This window comes from Agrobacterium sp. LEGMi-208b (assembly GCF_059511785.1).
Map to the genome: position 1 here is coordinate 1,888,736 of NZ_CM183445.1, position 20,089 is coordinate 1,908,824.

Annotated in this window: 17 protein-coding genes; 5 read left to right on the forward strand and 12 right to left on the reverse strand. The window is 58.9% G+C overall.

What is annotated here, in order from left to right:
* The first annotated feature begins 53 nt into the window (after positions 1 to 53).
* Positions 54 to 1,259: an MFS transporter gene (locus AC5YUO_RS09205; RefSeq protein WP_400817040.1), complete on the forward strand. Its 1,206-nt coding sequence runs from the start codon at positions 54 to 56 to the stop codon at positions 1,257 to 1,259.
* Positions 1,260 to 1,285: 26 nt separating this feature from the next.
* Positions 1,286 to 2,026 carry a copper homeostasis protein CutC gene (locus AC5YUO_RS09210; RefSeq protein WP_496153069.1) on the forward strand — a complete coding sequence of 247 codons (741 nt, stop codon included), beginning with the start codon at positions 1,286 to 1,288 and terminating at the stop codon, positions 2,024 to 2,026.
* On the opposite strand, the gene AC5YUO_RS09215 is transcribed toward AC5YUO_RS09210, so the two are convergent.
* The 7 genes from AC5YUO_RS09215 to AC5YUO_RS09245 form a co-directional block, all read right to left on the reverse strand.
* Positions 1,992 to 3,143, reverse strand: coding sequence for a glycosyltransferase family protein (locus AC5YUO_RS09215; protein ID WP_496153070.1), 1,152 nt, complete (start codon positions 3,141 to 3,143; stop codon positions 1,992 to 1,994). The two genes, AC5YUO_RS09210 and AC5YUO_RS09215, sit on opposite strands and share 35 nt — an antisense overlap.
* Positions 3,140 to 4,387: a glycosyltransferase gene (locus AC5YUO_RS09220; RefSeq protein WP_496153071.1), complete on the reverse strand. Its 1,248-nt coding sequence runs from the start codon at positions 4,385 to 4,387 to the stop codon at positions 3,140 to 3,142. Before AC5YUO_RS09220 ends, AC5YUO_RS09215 begins: the two co-directional genes overlap by 4 nt.
* Before the next feature lie 43 nt (positions 4,388 to 4,430).
* Positions 4,431 to 5,639, reverse strand: a complete 1,209-nt coding sequence (locus AC5YUO_RS09225; protein ID WP_496153072.1) for a glycosyltransferase family protein — start codon at positions 5,637 to 5,639, stop codon at positions 4,431 to 4,433.
* A gap of 72 nt (positions 5,640 to 5,711) precedes the next feature.
* The gene (locus AC5YUO_RS09230) at positions 5,712 to 6,887 is read right to left on the reverse strand and encodes an ABC transporter permease (protein ID WP_065656984.1); all 1,176 of its coding nucleotides are present in this window, start codon (positions 6,885 to 6,887) and stop codon (positions 5,712 to 5,714) included.
* Complete coding sequence (locus tag AC5YUO_RS09235) at positions 6,884 to 7,882, reverse strand: ABC transporter permease (protein ID WP_400817029.1); 999 nt, start codon at positions 7,880 to 7,882, stop codon at positions 6,884 to 6,886. Before AC5YUO_RS09235 ends, AC5YUO_RS09230 begins: the two co-directional genes overlap by 4 nt.
* Position 7,883: 1 nt before the next feature.
* Positions 7,884 to 9,785: an ABC transporter substrate-binding protein gene (locus AC5YUO_RS09240; protein ID WP_496153073.1), complete on the reverse strand. Its 1,902-nt coding sequence runs from the start codon at positions 9,783 to 9,785 to the stop codon at positions 7,884 to 7,886.
* Positions 9,782 to 11,674 carry an ABC transporter ATP-binding protein gene (locus tag AC5YUO_RS09245; protein ID WP_496153074.1) on the reverse strand — a complete coding sequence of 631 codons (1,893 nt, stop codon included), beginning with the start codon at positions 11,672 to 11,674 and terminating at the stop codon, positions 9,782 to 9,784. The genes AC5YUO_RS09240 and AC5YUO_RS09245 overlap by 4 nt, the downstream gene beginning before the upstream one ends.
* 211 nt (positions 11,675 to 11,885) lie before the next feature.
* Here AC5YUO_RS09245 and AC5YUO_RS09250 point away from each other — a divergent pair, with 211 nt between their 5' ends.
* Entirely contained in the window at positions 11,886 to 12,848 is a 963-nt protein-coding gene (locus AC5YUO_RS09250) for a glycosyltransferase family 32 protein (protein WP_496153075.1), read from the forward strand.
* Here the strand turns inward: AC5YUO_RS09250 and AC5YUO_RS09255 are convergent.
* Both AC5YUO_RS09255 and AC5YUO_RS09260 read right to left on the reverse strand, forming a co-directional pair.
* Positions 12,840 to 13,583, reverse strand: coding sequence for a polysaccharide deacetylase family protein (locus AC5YUO_RS09255; RefSeq protein WP_496153076.1), 744 nt, complete (start codon positions 13,581 to 13,583; stop codon positions 12,840 to 12,842). The genes AC5YUO_RS09250 and AC5YUO_RS09255 overlap by 9 nt on opposite strands.
* Positions 13,580 to 14,677: a glycosyltransferase family 4 protein gene (locus AC5YUO_RS09260; protein ID WP_496153077.1), complete on the reverse strand. Its 1,098-nt coding sequence runs from the start codon at positions 14,675 to 14,677 to the stop codon at positions 13,580 to 13,582. The genes AC5YUO_RS09255 and AC5YUO_RS09260 overlap by 4 nt, the downstream gene beginning before the upstream one ends.
* A gap of 127 nt (positions 14,678 to 14,804) precedes the next feature.
* Here AC5YUO_RS09260 and AC5YUO_RS09265 point away from each other — a divergent pair, with 127 nt between their 5' ends.
* Both AC5YUO_RS09265 and AC5YUO_RS09270 read left to right on the forward strand, forming a co-directional pair.
* Positions 14,805 to 16,145, forward strand: coding sequence for a nucleotide sugar dehydrogenase (locus tag AC5YUO_RS09265; RefSeq protein WP_496153078.1), 1,341 nt, complete (start codon positions 14,805 to 14,807; stop codon positions 16,143 to 16,145).
* Positions 16,146 to 16,149: 4 nt separating this feature from the next.
* On the forward strand, positions 16,150 to 16,632 hold the full coding sequence (locus AC5YUO_RS09270; protein ID WP_496153079.1) for a class I SAM-dependent methyltransferase: 483 nt from the start codon (positions 16,150 to 16,152) through the stop codon (positions 16,630 to 16,632).
* 34 nt (positions 16,633 to 16,666) lie between these two features.
* Here AC5YUO_RS09270 and AC5YUO_RS09275 read toward each other — a convergent pair whose 3' ends face one another.
* The 3 genes from AC5YUO_RS09275 to AC5YUO_RS09285 all read right to left on the reverse strand — a co-directional run bounded on the left by AC5YUO_RS09275 (position 16,667) and on the right by AC5YUO_RS09285 (position 20,079).
* The gene (locus AC5YUO_RS09275) at positions 16,667 to 18,361 is read right to left on the reverse strand and encodes an adenylate/guanylate cyclase domain-containing protein (protein ID WP_496153080.1); all 1,695 of its coding nucleotides are present in this window, start codon (positions 18,359 to 18,361) and stop codon (positions 16,667 to 16,669) included.
* 210 nt (positions 18,362 to 18,571) lie between these two features.
* Positions 18,572 to 19,273, reverse strand: coding sequence for an MBL fold metallo-hydrolase (locus tag AC5YUO_RS09280; protein WP_400817255.1), 702 nt, complete (start codon positions 19,271 to 19,273; stop codon positions 18,572 to 18,574).
* A 350-nt stretch (positions 19,274 to 19,623) separates the two neighbouring features.
* Complete coding sequence (locus AC5YUO_RS09285; RefSeq protein WP_400817011.1) at positions 19,624 to 20,079, reverse strand: cyclic nucleotide-binding domain-containing protein; 456 nt, start codon at positions 20,077 to 20,079, stop codon at positions 19,624 to 19,626.
* Positions 20,080 to 20,089 lie beyond the last annotated feature (10 nt).

Genomic DNA, 20,089 nt, shown 5'->3' on the forward strand with positions numbered 1-20,089 from the left:
GGTAGCTCCTATCCAGCGATCCGGCGGTGCCGGATCATCTCAGGCGAATATCCATGCCGTCGGCTCTTTCCATCGTCATCAACAATCCGTCGATCCGCATCGGGGCGCTCGCCATCCTGTTCTTCGGATTTTCGAATGCGGCGACCGCCCCCTATCAGGCGGTCATCGGCATTCGTGAAATCGGTCTCAGCAACAGCGTCTATTCCCTGCTGATGCTTTTTGCCGCCGTCATCAATGTCAGCGCCAGCGTGCTGATGGGCATCGTTGCCGACCGGCTGGGTGAATATCGCAAGCCGATGCTCTATATCGCGCTCTTTGGTGTCAGCGGTTATATGCTGGTCTATCTGGCTGGCAACGCCACCGCCTTTGTCGCCGCAAAGCTCGTGCTCCTGCCGATTTTCGGGGCGATGAATTCGTTGATCTTCGCGCATGTGCGTGCCGATGCGCGCAACCTTTCAACGGGCGACATGATCGCGGTGAATTCGATCATGCGGGCGACGATCTCGCTTTCCTGGGTGCTGGTGCCGGGCATTGTCGGTATTTTTCTGGTGAATTCCGGCAATATGCTGATGGCATTCCTGTTTTCCGGCATTTGCGCGCTCGTCTGCTTTCTGCTTGTCGCCTTCTGCCTGCCACGGGCCGCCACGCCGGCATCGGCGAAGACCGAAGCGCGTTTCGGCCTGCGCGCTTCGCTTGCGGAAATCGGATCGCGGCGGGTGCTTCTCAGGGTCATCGCCATTGCGCTCATCTGTTCGATGCTGCACCTCAACGATTCCGTGCGCTCGCTCATCATAACCGGACAGGCAAAGGGTACGGTGGCGGATATCGGTATTGTTGCGGGTATCGTCGCTGCGCTGGAAATCGTCTTCATTCTTCTATGGGGCTGGATCGAGAAGAAGGTTCCGCAGACACTGACACTTGCGGCGGGAGCGGGGCTTTATGCCATCTATCTCATCCTGCAGGGGCTTGCTTCCGCGCCGTGGCATATCTACGCGCAGACGGTCATCAGTGCGCTGGGTGCCGCGGCGATCATCAGCATTCCCATTACCTATCTGCAGGAACTGATCGCGGACCGGCCGGGACTGGGAAGCTCGCTGATTGCCGTCAATATCTTCCTCGGCGCTGGTCTGGGTGCGTTGATTTTTGCCGTTGGAACCCTGGTCTCCACCTATTCGGGGACTTCCATATTGGGAGCGATCGTGGGGCTTGGCGGCGTTTATATGCTTTACGCGCTTGATGGAAAGGGCCGCCGCAGGTAACGGCCACCCAAATGAAAGAGGTTACGATGATTCTCGAAATTTGCGTGGACGATGTCGCCGGTCTGGAAGCGGCGGTCAATGGCGGCGCCGACCGCATCGAGCTCTGCGCGGCGCTGTCGGGCGGCGGTGTCACGCCATCGGCGGGTTTCATGCAACGGGCGGCGTCCTGTGGGCTGCCGGTGAGCGTCATGATCAGGCCGCGGGCGGGTGATTTCGTGTTCACGCGTGACGAAGCGGATGTGATGAAACGCGATATCGACACGGCACGTGCCGCCGGCCTTTCCGGCGTGGTGCTCGGCGCATCACGTGGCGATGGTTCGCTCGATATCGGCTTGCTTGAAGAACTGCTCAGTCATGCCGACGGGCTGGATGTGACCTTGCACCGGGCGTTCGATGTCGTACCCGACATGGAAGAGGGCCTGGAAGCCGCCATCGCGTTGGGGTTCCCAAGAATTCTCACCTCCGGTGGTGCGCGTTCGGCGCTTGAGGGGATGGAGGCTCTGGCACGCCTGTCGGAGATTGCCGAAGGCCGGATCGTCATCATGCCCGGTGCCGGTGTGCGTCCGCAGAGTGTTCAGACCTTGCTGGATCGCTTTCCGATCACGGAGATTCACGCATCCTGCTCCGCCGTACCATCCTATGATCCGGATAGCAGGGTGGCGAAGCTCGGTTTCACCGGTGCGGGGCGCAAGGTTACCGATGAGGCGGCGGTTCGCGACTTGAAGACAATTCTCACCGCTCATCATAAAGGCGGCGCAGAACTCTAGCCGTTCCGGCCGCGCCGTCGAGATCGAGCGTGATCGTGCCGGGTGCCGGCAAGGTCAGCGCCGCCTTGATGGCATCGGCCATCGGCTGCGCCGAAATGTCCTTCTCCTCCAGCACATTCGCCAGCCCCAGCCGCGTCAGGCGTTCGGCGCGGGCGCTTTGCTCTGTTTCGCCACCGGCTGCGAAGGGAACTAGAAGCGAGCGGCATCTGGCCTGAAGAATATCGCAGACGGTATTGTAACCCGCCTGTGACACCGAAAGCCGTGCGCCGGCGAGCAGACTTGCGAAATCCTTGCGGAAACGGAAGACGGATACATTGTCCGGCGCCTCTGCCGAGATCGCATCGAAATCCGCCTGCGGCACGTTTGGACCGGTCACGAGGCACCAGTTCCTGATGCCATCAAGGAGAGGGGCCGCCTCAAGAGCGGCCCGAATGAGTGCGGCACCGACGGCGCCCCCGCCTGCGGAAACCACGATATCGAATTTTTCCGCCGGTTCCGGCGGCGGAAGGGGAGCGACGAGGCCGGTATAGACGATGCGCTGGCTGATCTCGCCGGCAAGCGGAAACGTGTCTTCCAGCCGGGCGAAATCCGGATCGCCGTGCACGAGCACTGCGTCGAAATGTTTCTTCACCAGGGACACGGTCTCTTCGTCCCTGCCGGGCTTGGTCTTTTCCTGCAGGATATCACGCAATGATGTCATCACGAGCGGGCGCGGTTCGCTATCCTCGATCTCATCGAGAAGCGGTAATAATTCGAAGCGCACCTGCCTGCGACCGAAAGGAAAAGCCTCGATGATAACGATATCGGGTTTGGCACCGTGATAGGCGCCGATCAGCATATCGGTCCTAAGCCGCCTGAAGTCGTCATCCACCGGTTTGCCGGAACTGTCGACCAGACCGGCAAAGCTGCCGTCGCTGACGGCAATGGGCGGCAATTCGACATGGCGGATGCCCTCGCCCGGAAAGCCCGGAACCGGCGTGCCGCCGGTCACCAGCACGACATCGAAACCGTCCGCCTGAAGGGCGTTGGCAATGCGGCTGGCGCGGGCGATATGGCCGATGCCAAGAAGATGCTGGACGTAGAAGAAGACGCAGGGGCGTTTTTCCGGATCGGTCATGGCGTTTTTTCCCACTCGGTCTCGAACAGGGCCTTCAACTCGGCAATGCTGGTGCGATGGTCGAAAGCCGTTCGGACGCGGTCTTCGGCGGCAGCGCCCAGACGCTGGCGCAATTGCGGATCGGTGATCGCGGCGCGAAGTGCTTCTGCAAAGGCGGCCGGATTTTCCGGCTCGGTCAGCAGGCCGTTTTCACCACTGACGAAGAATTCCGGAATGCCTGAGATATTGGTGGAGATGCAGGTCAGCGCCTGGCTCGCGGCCTCGACCAGCACATTGGGAAGGCCATCGCGGTCGCCATCGCTGGTGATGCGGCAGGCAAGGGCGAAGAGGTCCGCTTCCCGGTAGTTCTCCAGCACCTGTTTCTGGTCCATGGCCCCGGTCCAGACGATCCTGTCGGCAATGCCGAGTTCGTCCGCGAGTTTCTTCAGCGCAACCAGTTCGTCACCGCCGCCGATATGGGTGAAACGCCAATGGATATCCTGCGGCAGCGAGGCGAGCGCGCGCAGGAGAATATCGATGCCCTTTTTCTTGACCGCCCGGCCGACGCTCAAAATCCTCACCGGATCATCGGCATCTGAACCGTCTCTTGCCGGGCGCGGCGTGTCGAAATGCGGGAAACGGGTGAGATCGAGGCCATGGTAGCTCAGATGCACATTCTGTCTGGCCCCGGAAAGGCTCTGCAGGTGCTGGAAGCCGCCGGCGGTGCAGGTTACGGCCCAGCGCGCGCTTTGCAGCTTTGCGGCAAGGTCGCGGTCGCTGGAGGTCCAGATATCCTTGGCATGGGCCGAAATCGTCCAGGGCGTGCCTGTCATGAGGTGGGTATAGGCGGCGACTGAGGCGGGCGTGTGGATGAAATGGACATGCAGCCATTCGGCATCTTCAGGCCATTCGTGCGCGAGCACCGCAGCCTGGCCAAAACGGCGGAAGCGGTTGCGGCTGAGATCATGCGGCAGATCGCTGAAAAACTGGCGAAGCGCTTTGGTGAAGCCCGGCTTTTTGCGGCAGGCCCAAACCGCCCTCAGAACGCGCAGCGGTTCCTCGTGCAGATACTCCGGCAAATAGGTAACGGGTGCGCGGATTTCATCGTGAACGGGATGGCGTTTTTTATCCGTCGGACGGCGCATCGACATGAGTTCGAGTTTCAGCCCGGCCTTTTCCAGTCCCAGAAGTTCCTGGGCGATGAAAGTCTCGGACAGGCGCGGATAGCCCTTGAGGAGCACCACGATTTTTTTTGTATCGGTCACGTTGCGCGTGTCTCTTTTGAAGCGGTGTTTGTGGGGGAGCCGGTCACGCGGTCAGCGTGATCGGCGCCTTGTCGCCCTCGGGCGGCAGCCATTCGGCGATCCGGCGCGATATGTTTTCCAGACCGTCGAGCTTCAGCCCGCACGCATTGACGGAAGGCGGAGCGCGGTTCGGCAGCGCTTTCAGAGCTGCCGCCATTTTTGCCGGGTTTTCGGCATCTTCCGGCAGAAGCATGTCGAAAAGGCCAAGCTCCGAAGCGCGGCTGGCGCGGATGAGCTGCTCTTCCCGCGGCACCGTGCGGGGCACGACGAGGGCGGGTTTGTCGAAGGACAATATCTCGCAGACGGTGTTGTATCCGCCCATGGAGACGACGGCCTGCGCGCCGGCGACGAGGTCTTCCATGCGGTTGTCGAATTCGATGATCTCGATATGCGGAATATCGGCAACGCTGCTCATGAAGCGCTGACGCTGATCGGCGGGCATATAGGGGCCGAGCACCACCAGCGCCTTGTGCGTCAGTTCGCTGTCATGGCGATAGGCATTGATGACATCGTCGATAAGTTCACTGCCATCGCCGCCGCCGCCGGTGGTGATGAGAAGATAATCGCCTTCCGGCCGATGCGCCACGGTTTCGGCCTGCGTTTTGGATCGTTGCAGAAATCCCACGAAATCCATCTTGTCGCGCACGGTCTGCGGAACGTCGAGCCCTGTCAGCGGATCGTGGAAATCGGGTGGGCCATAGATCCATACATGGTCATAGAACTGGCCGATCTTGGTCATGACATTGTTGCGCTTCCACTCGGCCTCGAGCAGCTGCGGCGCATCCATGACGTCGCGCAGGCCTATGACGAGCTTGGTGCCCTGTCCCTTGAGATAAGCGAGCGTTTCCTCCACCTCACCGCGCAGGCCCATCGGCTCCTTGTCGACGATGAAGATGTCAGGCTGGAAGCTTTCGGCGGTGTGGTAGATGATGGAGCGGCGCATCTTCAGCGTTTCCTGAAGATCGATATGTCTATCCATGGACGTATATTCGCCGTTGCGCAGCTTGATGACGCTCGGGATTTTCACGAAATCGACGCGGGCGCGGTAATCGAAAGCGCCGGCAATCGTTGCGCCTGAAATGATGAGGACGTTGAGGCCGCGATAATCCTCCACCAGAGCATGCGCGATGGTGCGACACCGCCGCAGATGCCCGAGCCCGAAAGAATCATGGCTGTACATGAGGATACGCGCGTCGTTCAAACGGGAGGTCATGGGCCACACCTCTTTTTGCCTTTCACAAAAAAGGCGATGGCGGAAGGGCAGTTTATCAAAGGGTGTTCCATTTTATCTGAAGGGATCCGCAGCATCACGTAGTCCGTCACCGAAGAAATTAAAGGCCAGAATGACGAGAACGACCGGGATCGTCGGGATGAGAAGCCATGGATATAGCGCAATGACGCTGACGCTGCGCGCCTCCGTGAGCAGAATTCCCCAACTTGTGATCGGTGGCCTGAGACCGAGGCCGAGGAAGCTCAGTGCGGTTTCGCCGAGAATCATGCCGGGTATCGTCAGGGTGGCCGAGGCGATGAGATGCGACATGAAGCCGGGAATAAGGTGCCTGCCGATGATGCGCGGCGTGCCGGCACCCATCAATTGTGCAGATAAAACATAGTCTTCTTCGCGAAGCGCCAGAAGTTTTGAGCGCACGGCGCGCGCAAGGCCCGTCCAGTCCAGCATGCCGAGAATGATGGTGATGCCGAGATAGACGAGGATGGGGCTCCAGGTCACCGGCATGATTGCCGCAAGCGCCAGCCACAGCGGAATGCTCGGGATGGATTGCAGCACCTCGATGATGCGCTGGACGATCAGGTCGAAGGTGCCGCCGCGATAACCCGCCAGACCGCCGATCACAATGCCGAGAACGAAGCTCATGGCGACGCCGAGAAGGCCGATGGTCAGCGAAATGCGCGCGCCATAGATGATGCGGGACAGCACGTCACGGCCGAGACGATCCGTGCCGAGCAGGAACAATTCACCGCCCTCCGCCGGGCAGACGAGATGGGTTCTGCCCTCGAACATGCCCCAGAAACGATAGGTATCGCCCTTGCAGAAGAAACGCAGCGGCTGGATATCCGTCGGCACATCCCGATAGACGCGCCGCAGATTGTCCATGTCGAGCGTCATTTCCCGGCCATAAACGAAGGGGCCGACAAATTTTCCGTCATTGAACAGGTGAATGGCCTGCGGCGGCGCGTAAATATGCTCGATATTGCGGGTGTGGAGATTATAGGGTGCGAGAAACTCGCTGATCAGGATCGAAAGATAAAGCACCACCAGAAAGGCGCCGGACCATACCGCGATCTTGTGCTGACGGAACTGCCACCACATGAGGCGGAGCTGTGAGGCCTTGCTGAAGGCCGCCATTCCCGACGTGTTGGGTTCGATCAGCGACGGGTCGAACGGTGCGGTGGAGACATAATGTGGCAGCGCTTCGCCGGGTTTCGGAATGGATGAAGTCATTTGACGTTACCACCTCCGAAGCGGATGCGCGGATCGAGTATGGCAAGGGCGATATCCGACACCAGAACGCCGATCACCGTCAGGAATGCGAGGAACATCAGGAACGAACCGGCCAGATACATATCCTGGCTCTGTAACGCCCGGATGAGCATGGGGCCGGTGGTTTCGAGCGACAGGACGACGGCGGTGATTTCCGCGCCTGATATGATGGCGGGCAGGATCGAGCCGATGTCCGAGATGAAGAAATTCAGCGCCATGCGCAGCGGATATTTGGTGAGCACCTTGAAGGGGTGCAGCCCCTTGGCGCGGGCGGTGACGACATATTGTTTCTGCAGTTCGTCCAGCAGGTTGGCGCGCAGGCGGCGGATCATGCCGGCGGTGCCCGCCGTTCCGATGATGAGAACGGGGATCCAGATATGTTCGAGGATCGATTTGAACTTTGCCCAGCTCATCGCCTGGTTCAGATATTCCCGGTCCATCAGATGGCCGATGGAGATGCCGAACCAGATATTGGCGAAATACATCAGGATCAGCGCCAGCATGAAGTTGGGAATGGCGATGCCGAGCAGGCCGAGAAAGGTGAGCCCGTAATCACCCCAGCTGTATTTATGCGTGGCGGAGTAGATGCCGATCGGAAAGGCAAGGATCCAGGTGACGATGATGGTGACGAAGGAGACGAGAACCGTCAGCCAGAGGCGGTCTCCCACCACATCGCTGACCGGCAGCTGATATTCGAAGGAATAACCGAAGTCGCCGACGAGCATGCCGGTCGCCCAGCGGAAATAACGGATCGGGGCCGGCTGGTCGAAACCGTAGCGGACGCGCAGTTCCTCGATTTCGGCAAGGTTCGCCGTTTCGCCCATGGCGCGCAGCTCGGCGACATAACTTTCGAAATAATCGCCCGGCGGCAGCTCGATGATGGTGAAGACCAGCATCGAGATCAGGATCAGCGTGGGGATCATGACGAGGATGCGCTTTACAATATACCGCAGCATATCAGGCGTCTCCGTCATACCAGAAGCTATCCGGCATATAGACGCCGAGATAGGATGTGGGCTCGTAACCGAAAAGCGCCTTGTCCGGCACGTTTCGCATGCGTTTGACATGGACAACGGGTTGCAGCGCGCCGTTGACGATGCCGATGGAAAACACCTGCTGCGTGTAAATACCCAGCATTTCCAGCCAGATGGCTTCGCGCTCCTGTTCGGTGACGCTTCTGCGCCATTTCTTGAGGAGATCGAGCAGATGCGCCGCCTCCGGCAGATCGGGCTCCTTGCCCTCGCGTCCGCCGGAAAGATAATGCACGCCCCAGACCGGCCATTGCAGCTGGTCATCACCGGTGGGCGCGAGGCCGGAAGGCAGCATGTCCGGCGTCGGCACACCATTGTCCATGCCCATCCATACCGACATCAGCACCTCGCCGCCCATGGCGCGCTTGCGGAAGACATCGCGCTGGGTGGGGCGGACGGAAACGGCAATGCCGATATGCCGCCAGTGATCCGTCACCAGTTCCATCACGTCGGTTTCGAGCGTGCTCTCGCCTGTCGTTTCGACGATGATATAGGCCGGACGACCATCCGGCAGGAGCCGAAGGCCGGCATTGTCGCGCTTGTCGAGACCGGCTTCATCAAGCAGCCTGTTGGCCGCCGCCCGGTCGAAGGCGCTCCAGGCGTCCGCAAATTCCTGCCGGTAAAGCGGGCTTTCCGGCAGAACGGTATCGGCGCTTTCCTTTGCCAGCCCGTAAAAGCAGACCATGTTGATTTCGTGCCGGTTTATCGCGAGCGACAGCGCCCGGCGCACGCGGACATCCTGGAAAGCGCTGCGCCAGACTGGGTCGGCGCAATTCAGATTGGGCAGCAGCGCGATACGTGAACCCTGAGAGCGCTTGTAGAGGTTCACCTTCAGGGGAAAGCGCTTTTCGGCATCCTTCAAAAAGGTGTAGTCGGCGAAATCGAGGCCGAAATATTGCAGGTCGCTGTCGCCGGATGCCGTCTTGGCCGAGATGATATCGGACGAGGTGACGTTGAGCAGGAAACGATCGAGATAGGGCAGTTGCAGGCCGTTTTCGTCGACCCGGTGATAATAGGGGTTACGCTCGAAGACGAATTGTTCGGCCGGCGGCGCGGTCGTGTTGCGCCAGGCATCCAGCGTCGGCAGGTCGGGATTTTCGGGACGCACCTGCCGCGACATCTTGATATGCAGCCCGCTCCAGTCATCCGTCTTGTTTTTCTTGATCAGCTTGGCAAGCTTTTCCGCCGTCTGATATTTGACGTGGAACTGTTTCATATAGGCGGCGGGCAAAAACAGCCGCGCCGGCGAAGCGGCGGCGAGTTTCGCCAGAAAATCCGGGTTCGGACCATCCCAGGTGTAGCGTACCGTCAACGGATCAACGACCTCGATCAACGGCGGCTTGCTGTTGACCAGAAGTTCGATCGGCGGGCCGCCCTTGTGGATTTCCCGGTTGAGGGCGACGTCTTCCCAGAAATAGCGGAAATCCTCGGAGGTGAAATCGCTGCCGTCGGACCATTTGTGGCCTTCGCGCAGCTTGAAGGTGAAGATGCGTTCTTCCTCAACGTCGTAACTTTCGAGAATATCCGGATGAAGCTCGAATTTCTCGTCATAACCGACAAGGCGGGCATAGTTGCTGATCGGCATGAGCCTGATATCGCGCTGGCCGCCAATGAGCATGCGCACCGAGCCGCCATGTTTTCCCGGCTCGCGGCCAAGCGCTTTCATGTCGATGACGCGCGGGTTTTTCGGCAGGCGTTCGGCGACGTCGGGCAATTCGCCCTTTTCGCGTTTTTCCTTGAAATAGCTGGGGTCGGTATAGGCAGCCCGGGCATAAGCCGGCAGGAAGACGGAGGCCAGGAGGGCAAGGGTGGTGCGACGCGTGATCAAGGGCGAAGCTCCCGAATATCCGCATTGCCGTTTGCAAGCACGAAATGGCCTTCGCCGAGATCGGCGGAAATCATGTCGCCATCACCCTCGTCGCGAAACTGTTTGCCCCAGTCGAATTTGCCCGTCGCGCTGATCTTGCCGATGGTGCGGAAATCGAGCGGACGGTCGAGATCGGGGAAAGGCACGGCCGCCAGCAGGGATTTGGTATAGGGGTGAACCGGAGAACGCATCAGGATTTCGCGCGGCGCCAGCTCCACGATACGGCCCTCGCACATCACGGCCACGCGGTCGGCCATATAGTCCACCACCGCGAGATTGTGCGAAATGAAGAGATAGGTGAGCCCGAGATCCTGCTGCAAATCCTTCAGCAGATTGAGGATTTGCGCCTGCACGGAGACATCGAGTGCGGAAACGGGTTCGTCGCAGATGACAAGCTCGGGACCGAGCGCCAATGCCCTGGCAATGCCGATACGCTGCCTCTGTCCACCCGAAAAACTGTGCGGGTAACGGTTCAGCGCGCTTTCTCCAAGCCCGATGGCCCTGACGAGATTGCGCACTTTCTCCGCGCGGTATTTCGCATCGCCCCGTCCGTGGATTTCCAGCGGCTCGCTCAGGATGTTGCCCACGGTCATGCGCGGAGACAGCGACGATATCGGGTCCTGAAAGACCATCTGTATCTTCGAGCGCAGCTCTTTCAGGTCTCCATCCCTGGCATTGAGGACATCGATGTCGCCCTCAGGCCGGTGAAAGGTCACCGAGCCTTCATCCGGGCGAACGGCGCGCATGAGGATTTTGCTGACGGTGGTTTTGCCGCTGCCGCTTTCGCCCACCAGCCCGAGGCATTCGCCGCGGCGAATTTCAAAACTGACGCTGTTGACCGCCTTGGTGGCGTTGGCGTCACCTTTGCGGAACCAGCTGGACTTTCGGGTCGTGAAGGTCTTGCTGATATTGTCCACGGTCAGAAGCGGACCGGGGGTCTTGTTCACGGCGGCGGTTTTCTTGCCAACGAGGCTTTCGTGGTCAATGTTGATTTCGCGCAGCGCCTTCAGCCTTTCGCCGGGCTTCATGTCGAAATGCGGCACGGCGGCCATCAGGCCCTTGAGATAGGGATGGCTCGGCGACTTGAAGATGTCGTCGACCGTGCCGGCCTCCATGATTTCGCCCTGATAGATCACTGCGACCTCGTCGGCGATGTTGGCCACCACGCCGAGATCGTGGGTGATGAGCAGCATGCTCATGTTCAGGCGGCTCTGGAGATCGCGCAAGAGCTTGAGGATTTGCGCCTGTATGGTCACATCCAGCGCCGTCGTCGGCTCGTCGGCGATCAGAAGTGCTGGACGACAGATCAGCGCCATGGCGATCATGGCGCGCTGGCGCATGCCGCCCGACAATTCGAAGGGATACATGTTCACGACCTTTTTGGGTTTGGAAAACCCCACGAGGTCGAGCGTTTCATACATTTTTTCCGCACGTTCGGCAGGCGACAGGATGCTGTGAATCCTGAGCGCCTCGTCGATCTGGTTGCCGACGGTGTGCAGCGGCGAGAAAGATGTCATCGGTTCCTGAAAAATCAGGCCGATGCGGTTTCCGCGTATCGAACGGATTTCCCGGCCGTCCTTCGGCAGTTGCAGTAGATCGACGGGGCCGGCTGCGGCATTTTCCGGATCGGTAAACAGCACGCGACCGTTCACGCGCGCCGTCTTGGGATGAATGCCCATGATGGTCTGGCCGATGACGGATTTTCCGGAGCCGGACTCGCCGACGAGAGCCGTGACTTTTCCCGGAAGAATGCGAAGGCTGGCGCCCCTGACGGCATCGATGGTGCCGCCCATGAGAGAAAACGTGACCCGCAGATTTTCAATACGGAGCAAATCTGCGCCTGCGCTCATGCCAAAGGGTTCCTTGCCGTCTCTTTATCGTTGCCTTGTGACAATTTGTTCAGGAGGGCTTAAATTCACGTTATCGCAGGGTTTGTTGTCTGTCTATGCCTCTGAAACATCGAATTGTTTAGCAAATTCAAAGCCGGCTTCCGAAACACGATGGCTTGCCTGACGCCTTTTGTTTGGCGATATGTTAACGAGCGTTTCTGGATGAGGATCCATGTCCGACAAGAAATATTATGATGCCCAGCTGGATAAAGCCCGGCAGTTGCAAAATGGCGGCCAATATGCGGAAGCCAATGCGCTTCTCTTATCGCTGGTTGCAGCAAAGGACGGCCACCTGATGGGTGAGAAAACGGTGCTCGGCCTGCCGCGCCGGCTGCATGCGGCCCGGCTGCGCCTCGCCAAGGCCGAGGGCGATATGGTCGCCAAGATCGGTTATCAATATACGCTTGTTCCACCCCCGCAGGTGCTGGAGAAATATGCGCGGTTTTCCACGGAAGAACGCCGCACGATCAGCCTTAAAAGCCATGAGGATGTGCCAAGGCTCATCCACCAGATATGGATCGGGGAAAAAGCCGCGCCGGTGTCGGTTGAGGCATGGGCCGCCCACGCTTCGAACCACGGTTACGACTATCGCCTCTGGCGGGAGGCCGATCTTGAGCGTGAAGGGGTGTTTTCGAACGGCGTCTTCAAAACCATGCTGGACAAGGGCGATTATCCGGGCGCGGTGGATGTGGCCCGTTATATCCTGCTGGAGCGGTTTGGCGGCATCTATCTCGACTGCGACTGGTATCCGGCGCGGGACGATGTGAGCTTCGATACATTCCTGCCTCTGGCGGGGTTGACGGCGTTTGACGAAAAGACGCCGCGGGACACGGGGCAGGGCAGCATGCTGCTTGCCAATTCCTTCATCGCGGCTCCGGCCAGGCATCCGGTTTTCAGCAGGATGCTTGAAGCCTTTCCCGGGATTATCGAAGACATGCCGCGTGCGCCCGCCTGGTGGTCGACCGGTCCTTTGATCTTCACCATCGTCGCCCGGGCGGGCAGCATCAGCCTCGCGCCGGCGGGGTTCGTTGCCGCGTCCCTTCCCGACCGCGCCCCCTTTGAGACGGTAGAAGCGGTCAGGTGGAAACTTTCCACTGAGGCGAGCGGGCTGCTGATCGCCTGGAAATCATGGTGAGATGTCCTCGACCAGGTCTTTCGAAGAACGCCAGCGAGCGGCCGGATGCTTGGCGGTCACCTCGAAAAGCCGTCGCAGAAAGCGCCAGACATTGTCGTCATGCACGAGATGATGGGTAAGGATGCCGGTCGTGCCGCCGTTTTCGGCGGCGCTCAGGATGCGGGCGGCGGTTTCGGCGAAAAGCACGTTGTCGTCGCGGCCGCCGCGGCTGCCGTGCCAGTCTATCACATCGACATGGGTGTTCAGGCAGGGCGGCAGGGTGGTTTTCTCCGGTCCGAAAACGGAGAGGGCACGATATCCGAGGCCCGCCAAGGCCTTCACGATACCGGCATCTATGCGGTTCCACGGCGGCACGAGCATCGGCACCAAACGTCCGCCATGTAAGTCATGGAGTTTATCCAGTCCGGATTGCAATTCATCGAGAACGACGGCCGGATCGCGATGCGATCCGAGTTCCTGTTTCTTTTCCTTCTCGCCGGCATAATTCGTATGGGACCAGCCATGGACGGCGACCTGGGCGATATCAGACGCATCCAGATGCTGCGCGAGCCTGCCTGTCGTTGTCTCGGGAATGACCGCGAGCGTGACCGGAACGGAAAAGCCGCCGCAAAGATCGAGCAGCGTGTCGAGCGCCTGTGTCGGCTCCACCGCATCGTCGTCCCGGAGCCAGAGATCGGCGGATATGCCGCGCCGCCCGCATTCGTCCAGTGCCGCAACGAGTTTTTCCAGACTCATGATGTTCGCGCCTTTGCTTGCAGCAGGATATGGTTCAGTTCTTTCGCGGCGTTTTCCAGAGACCGTTCGTTCCTGACGAATTGCCGGGCCGCCCGTGCCAGTTCTTCGCGCTGTCTGCCGTTGCCGAGCAGGGTTTTAATCGCATCGGCATAGGCGGCTCTATCATTTTCTGGTGTCAGTAATCCTGTGGCGCCGGATTTTACCACTTCGGGGACGCCGGCCACTTCTTCGGCCACAACGGGCAGGCCGGCGGCCTGCGCTTCGAGATAGGCGAGACCATAGGCCTCGCCATGGCCCGGCCAGACATAGAGAGAGGCTTTTGAAAGAAGCGTTGCGATTTCGGCCGCGGTTTTTTCCCCGTGCCAGACGAGACGGTGATTGGGAAACGCGCTGAACATGGCCTGCACGGCCGCGCGTTCCGGTCCGTCACCGACGATATCCAGCGTCCAGTCGAGATTTTGCGGCAACAGGGTGAGCGCTTCAGAAAGGGCGCGATAGCTATCGAGCTTGTCACCCGGCCGCATCATGGCGACGGTGATGAGCCTTGCAGGTGTCGGTCGGGGTGTGTTTCTGAGAAAGGCCTCGGCGTCGATGAAGGGCCGCAACATCGCCCAGCGAAGGGCGAGAGAGGCACGCACCAGCCCTTCACGATCCCGCGCGGTGAAGCAGATATTGATGGCGGCGGCGTTCAATGCGGCCAGCAAACCGTCCTGAACCGCCTGCCATCCCATCCCATTCCGCTTGGGCGAATAGGACGCTTCGGCGGTGACATAGGGGATGCGGAAACGTCTGCCCAGTTCCGGTCCGAGCAAGTCGGGGGCCTTGTAATAGGGGTGGTAGCAAAACCAGAGATCCGGCACGCCCTCCCGTCGCCAGCGCCGCGTGATGGTCTCGATTTCGCGCTCGGCCTCATCGGCGAGCAAGGCCCTTGCCGAGTCATCCGCCTGTTTCAGAAAACTGCGCAGTTGCGAGGCGACGGAAACATCGTGACCGCCCATCGTCATCGCTTTCATCAACAGGCGGGCCATCAGCCGGTCACCGGAGGGAACGGGATGGTTGGGCGATTTGAGCGGCGAATAAAAGGCGATCTTCATGGCGATGGTTGTGCGTTGCCGGTGGCTCGGGCGTCAACCGGAATTTGAAAGGGCCGAGCCTTGACAGGTCCGTCATTCTTGCCCAACTGAAAGGCATCTTTTGCACATGCGCGGAGCGTGAGACGCTTTGACTTCCCCAGACATTTCCAAAACCCTGCTTTCCAGCATCGAAAACAAAAGCGCCAAAGCGGGGGTGATCGGCCTCGGCTATGTCGGTCTGCCGCTTGCCATGACAATCGCCAAAGGCGGTTTCAAGGTTGTCGGCTTCGATATCGATCCCGGTAAAATTACCGCGATCGAGGCCGGGCGCAGCTACATCGAAGCGGTCTCGGACGAGGTGTTGGCAAGTGTGAGACAGGATGACGGCTTTGTCGCCACCTCGGATTTCTCCAGGCTTGCCGAATGCGATGTCATTGCCATCTGCGTGCCCACGCCCCTCACAAAATATCGCGAGCCGGACCTTTCTTATGTCGAAAAGACCTGTCGCGATATTGCCGCCCATCTGCGCAAGGGGCAACTCGTGGTTCTGGAATCGACCACCTATCCCGGCACGACGGACGGCGTGGTGAAGACCATCCTGGAAAGTACCGGGCTCGTCTCCGGTGTCGATTTCTTCATCGGCTTTTCGCCAGAACGGGAAGATCCCGGCAATCGCGATTTCGAGACCTCGACCATTCCGAAGGTCGTTGCCGGCGATGGCGATGCGGCCGGTAAGCTGATGGCGGCCTTTTACGGTTCGGTGGTCAAAAAGATCGTCCCTGTGTCTACCAATGCCACGGCCGAGGCGGTGAAAATCACCGAAAACGTCTTCCGTGCCGTCAATATCGCGCTGGTCAACGAACTCAAGGTCGTTTACGAGGCCATGGGTATCGACATATGGGAAGTGATCGATGCGGCGAAGACCAAGCCGTTCGGTTTCATGCCGTTTTATCCCGGCCCGGGTCTTGGCGGCCATTGCATACCGATCGACCCTTTCTACCTCACCTGGAAATCCCGCGAATATGAATTGCCGACGCGGTTCATCGAGCTTGCCGGCGAGATCAATACCGGTATGCCCCGTCACGTCATCGGGCGGGTTGCCGAAGCGCTCGATATTCATTCCGGCAAGGCGCTCAGCCGTTCGAAGGTGCTGGTCGTCGGTCTCGCTTATAAAAAGAACGTACCTGACATTCGCGAAAGCCCCTCGCTGAAGCTCATCGAGCTTATTCAGGAGCGTGGCGGCGAAGCGGCCTATTTCGATCCCCACGTGGCCGAAATCCCGAAAACCCGGGAATATAGCCACCTGATGGGGATGAAATCCGTATCATGGGACAGGCAGGCGATCGGCGCCTTCGACGCCGTTCTCGTTGCCACCGACCATGACAATGTCGATTATGCTGCTCTAAGCGAATGGGCGCCGCTTATCATCGACACACGCAATGTCTTCGCGCGTCGGGATATTTCCGCAAAACACATCATCAAGGCCTGATAACATGAGCCGACTCGATAGTTTCATTCGCCGTCTGACCGCGCAGCGGGATATCCTCAACCATGTCGCAGCCGATCTCGATCTGCCGGGCGAAGGGGCGCTTATGGAAATCGGCCTTGGAAACGGGCGCACTTTCAATCACCTCCAGGAGCTGTTCCCCAACCGCCGCATCATCGCTTTCGACAGGGCCATGGGTGCCCATGCCTCCTCCGTTCCGGCGCAGGAGGATCTGGTGATTGGTGAAATATCGCAAACCGCTCCGGCTTTCGTCGGCACGGAAGCGGCATTCGTGCATGCCGATATCGGCACGGGCTATCCGGAAAAAGATGCGGTCACCCTCACATGGTTGCCCGATCTTGCTGCGGGTATGCTGGTAAAAGGTGGCATCGCGGTCAGCGGCCTGCCTCTGGATCATTCCATGCTGAAGCCGTTGCCGGTGCCGGCAAGCGTGCCGACGGACCGCTATTTTCTCTATCGCAAGATTTGAAGCCGGTTGCTCCACCAGAAGTATCGGAGCGATCTCATAAATAGCGCTCGCTCTCTTCTTTCGAGAGCAGGAAGACCTTCATTTGCGAGTTGCGCCCGCGAATGGCGATTTGTTCGCTTCTGAGGTCGGCAATCTCCTGTCCCGCCTGAATGATGGCCGGTTCGGAAACAACGATTGCGGCGCCGAACTCCTTGGCCTTGGATTCGAGCCTGCTTGCCACGTTGACGGTATCGCCTATCGCCGTCAGGGTTTTTGCGGCGCCATATCCCATGACGCCGACGATGGTCGGACCAGAGTGAATTCCAACCACCACTTCCAGCCGGACTGCGAATTGTTTTTCCAGCCCTTCGTTCAGGATCGAAAGCTCCCGCAATATGATTGCGGCTGCTTTCATGGCGTTGCGGCAGGCATTTTCCGCGTCATCGCCCAGTCCGAAAAGGGCCATGGCGCCATCGCCGATAAATTTGTCGAGATGGCCTCCGGCCTGCTCGACGGCCTGGCCGACAATGGTGAAATAGCGGTTGAGGAGAAACACGACGTCGTAAGGCAGCTTGGCCTCGGAAAGCGTGGTGAAGTTGCGCAGATCGCAAAAGAGGATGGCGATTTCCTCTTCCTTACCGGGCCGGGCCGCCTGTGCATCCGCCGGCAGGTCGCTCTGCTGCGGTGGCGAGACGAGAAGCGCGATCTGGACATCGTGCACAGGGCGCAACTGACAGCCGAGCCGCACGTCCGAATCGGCATGGATGCGTCGCAACGTGGTTTGCTCGATGTCTCCGGGAGGCGGAAGCGGCCCTTTACTGCCGAGAACCCTCACCCGGCAGGTGGAACAGCGTCCCTTGCCGCCACAGACGGAATAATGCGGAATGCCGGTCAGCCTGCTGGCCTCAAGGATGCTCAGTCCGGCCGGAACGCGCGCCTGTACACCATGTTCATAACGGATTTCGATAGCCGTCGATCTCTGCCGCCAGCTTCGCACGCCGCGCAACATGAAGACGAGCATCACGGCACCGGCGAAAAGTGCCTCTGTCGCGCCGGTGATGAACTGGATCTGCGTTTCCATCTCCCGCTGCAGCGGAATCTCGTCCCTTTGCACGGTTGTATCGGTAAGCCCCGGGGGGAGCGCATATTTTTTATCGACTTCTTCCAGCCAGCGGCCCGCATCGCTGAAGCCCAGCAGCGCCAGAAGTGGCAGCATCACCGCTACCGTCATGAATAGTCCGGCAATTCTCGGATACCAGTCCCGGTATCGCAGCCAGAAATACAGGCCGATACATCCGTGAACCCATATGACGATCAGGGCAAGGCTTTGCCACGCTCCTCCCACGGGGTTGTTGATCCAGAGCCGGCGAACAACTGAGTAATAGCCGATGTCGATGCCGTAAAGCATGCGCGATACGCGGATATTGACGGCATGACCGATGATCAAAAACGGGATCGACAGGCCGAGGATGACCTGAAGGGCTTCGCGAAGCGGCATGCGCAGCGTTCTGCGCTGATAGAGCGAGCGCAGAACGAGGCAGACGTGCACGACAACCGAGCCATAAAAAAGCAGGCTGCTGACGGGGTTGAGCCAGATCAGGCTGAACCATTTTCGCGCCCGTTCGGCGGTGTCGATGGAGATGAGCGCGAGGGAATGATTGAAAAGATGGGAAAATACGAAAGCCAATATGATGAGGCCGGATAAAATCCGGGCGCGTCTCAAATTGGTCTCCGAAAAGAAACGGATCATGCAAATCCCATCATGTGGTCATTCGGCGCAGAATCATCATGTCGTACGTGATGGCATCCTTACTGCAGGGTGTCTCGTGGCAATATCGTGGAGCAATTGATCGGAAACGGTCAATTGTGCGTGTTCGAATACCCGCATGGCAAAAGATGTTGAATCAGGACTTTAAAAAAACGGTCGAACAGGCCAAACCTTCGCGGGAGCCAATTGCGATCAGAGTTCGATGATCTGGCCGTCCATGGCCGCAAATGCACCGCTGAACAGGGCTTTCGCCTGTTTTTCGATACTATCCAGTTCCTCGTCGCTGCGGCTTGGGGCGTGGTGGATGAAGCCGACATTTTTTGCGCCGGCAAGTTTGGCGAGCCGGATTGCCTGTTGCCAGGAGGAGTGGCCGTAACCGCGATAGAGGCCCATTTCGTCATCGGTGAACATGGCGTCGTAAAGGAAAAGATCGACGTCCCTGATCAGGTCGAGCACGGTTTCGTCGATGCTGCCCGGCTCATGTTCGGTATCGGTGATGATGGCCAGCGACTTTCCTTCCCAGTCAAGCCGGTATCCGACGGCGTTGCCAGGGTGATTGAGCATTCCGGTTCTGATTGAAAGGCCAGGATGCACATCGAGTACATCGCCCGCCTTGAAGTCCCGCGTTGCGATCCTGGCGCAGCAAATCTCCAAGGGAACGGGAAACCAGGGCGGGCTCATGAAGTCCTTGAGCATTTCCCGGGTCGTCATGGTGCCGGCGAGGTGCCCCGACCAGATGGCGACATCGTTGGAGCTGTTATAAAAGGGTTTGAAATAGGGAAAGCCGACAATGTGGTCATAATGACAATGCGAGAAAAACAGGTTGACGTCGGTGATGCCTTCCGCCCGCAAGGCAAGGCCAGCGGGATGCAAGCCCGAACCCGCATCGAACAAAAGAACGTGATCACCGCATCTTACCTCGATGCAGATGGTATTCCCGCCGTATTTTCGGAAGTTTTCACCTGAAACGGGAAGCGTTCCCCGCGCACCCCAGATCTTTACCCGAAAATTTCTATTACTTTCCCGACTTCTCGTGTCGGAATCGAACGCCATGGCACACCCCAATAACAACGTAATCTTGCACGCTTTCCTCCCATGAAAGCCCGTTGTTTCTATAGATTCTTATATCCGCACATTTTCAGCGGACGTCTTTACCCCTTATTCAGTCAGCATTTCATTTATATTGCAATAGTACGACATTTATTTTTCCAATATCGCCATTCAAGGTAGCAAGGAATTGTCGTTTATGTCTTTACGCCTGCGCGTGCTTTGCTCAGCTCCGCCGTCGTCTGGGTCAGGCGTTCGGCGAGAACGCGCATGACCTTGATGGTGATGTCGGGGAAGTCGGACATGAGCTTGAAGAACTGTTCCTTGCCGATACGCAGGGCTTCCACATTGGTGGAGGCGCGGATGGTTGCGGTTCTGACGCTGTCACAGAGGATGGCGATTTCACCGACGATGGCGTTGCCGGTCATCTCGGCCACTTTCAACGTGCCCGATGGGGAATCGACCAGAACATCCACTTTTCCGGTCAGGAGAACATAGGCCGCATCGCCGACATCTCCCTGTCGGAAGAGTATATCCCCGGCGTGATAGGACACCCGGTCGGATGCGAATGCGAGCAGCTTGAGTTTGGACGGTTCCATTTCCGAGAAAAACGGGACCCTTTTCAACATCTGAATTTCGTCTTTAAACAGCATTGCCTTACCC

Bases quoted from the DNA above. Each gene is read 5' to 3' on its own strand.
- AC5YUO_RS09260 (WP_496153077.1), bottom strand. From the start codon at position 14,677: ATGAAGATCGCCTTTTATTCGCCGCTCAAATCGCCCAACCATCCCGTT.
- AC5YUO_RS09245 (WP_496153074.1), bottom strand. From the start codon at position 11,674: ATGAGCGCAGGCGCAGATTTGCTCCGTATTGAAAATCTGCGGGTCACG.
- AC5YUO_RS09205 (WP_400817040.1), top strand. From the start codon at position 54: ATGCCGTCGGCTCTTTCCATCGTCATCAACAATCCGTCGATCCGCATC.
- AC5YUO_RS09230 (WP_065656984.1), bottom strand. From the start codon at position 6,887: ATGACTTCATCCATTCCGAAACCCGGCGAAGCGCTGCCACATTATGTC.
- AC5YUO_RS09210 (WP_496153069.1), top strand. From the start codon at position 1,286: ATGATTCTCGAAATTTGCGTGGACGATGTCGCCGGTCTGGAAGCGGCG.
- AC5YUO_RS09250 (WP_496153075.1), top strand. From the start codon at position 11,886: ATGTCCGACAAGAAATATTATGATGCCCAGCTGGATAAAGCCCGGCAG.
- AC5YUO_RS09255 (WP_496153076.1), bottom strand. From the start codon at position 13,583: ATGAGTCTGGAAAAACTCGTTGCGGCACTGGACGAATGCGGGCGGCGC.
- AC5YUO_RS09215 (WP_496153070.1), bottom strand. From the start codon at position 3,143: ATGACCGATCCGGAAAAACGCCCCTGCGTCTTCTTCTACGTCCAGCAT.
- AC5YUO_RS09235 (WP_400817029.1), bottom strand. From the start codon at position 7,882: ATGCTGCGGTATATTGTAAAGCGCATCCTCGTCATGATCCCCACGCTG.
- AC5YUO_RS09270 (WP_496153079.1), top strand. From the start codon at position 16,150: ATGAGCCGACTCGATAGTTTCATTCGCCGTCTGACCGCGCAGCGGGAT.
- AC5YUO_RS09285 (WP_400817011.1), bottom strand. From the start codon at position 20,079: ATGCTGTTTAAAGACGAAATTCAGATGTTGAAAAGGGTCCCGTTTTTC.
- AC5YUO_RS09275 (WP_496153080.1), bottom strand. From the start codon at position 18,361: ATGATCCGTTTCTTTTCGGAGACCAATTTGAGACGCGCCCGGATTTTA.
- AC5YUO_RS09225 (WP_496153072.1), bottom strand. From the start codon at position 5,639: ATGACCTCCCGTTTGAACGACGCGCGTATCCTCATGTACAGCCATGAT.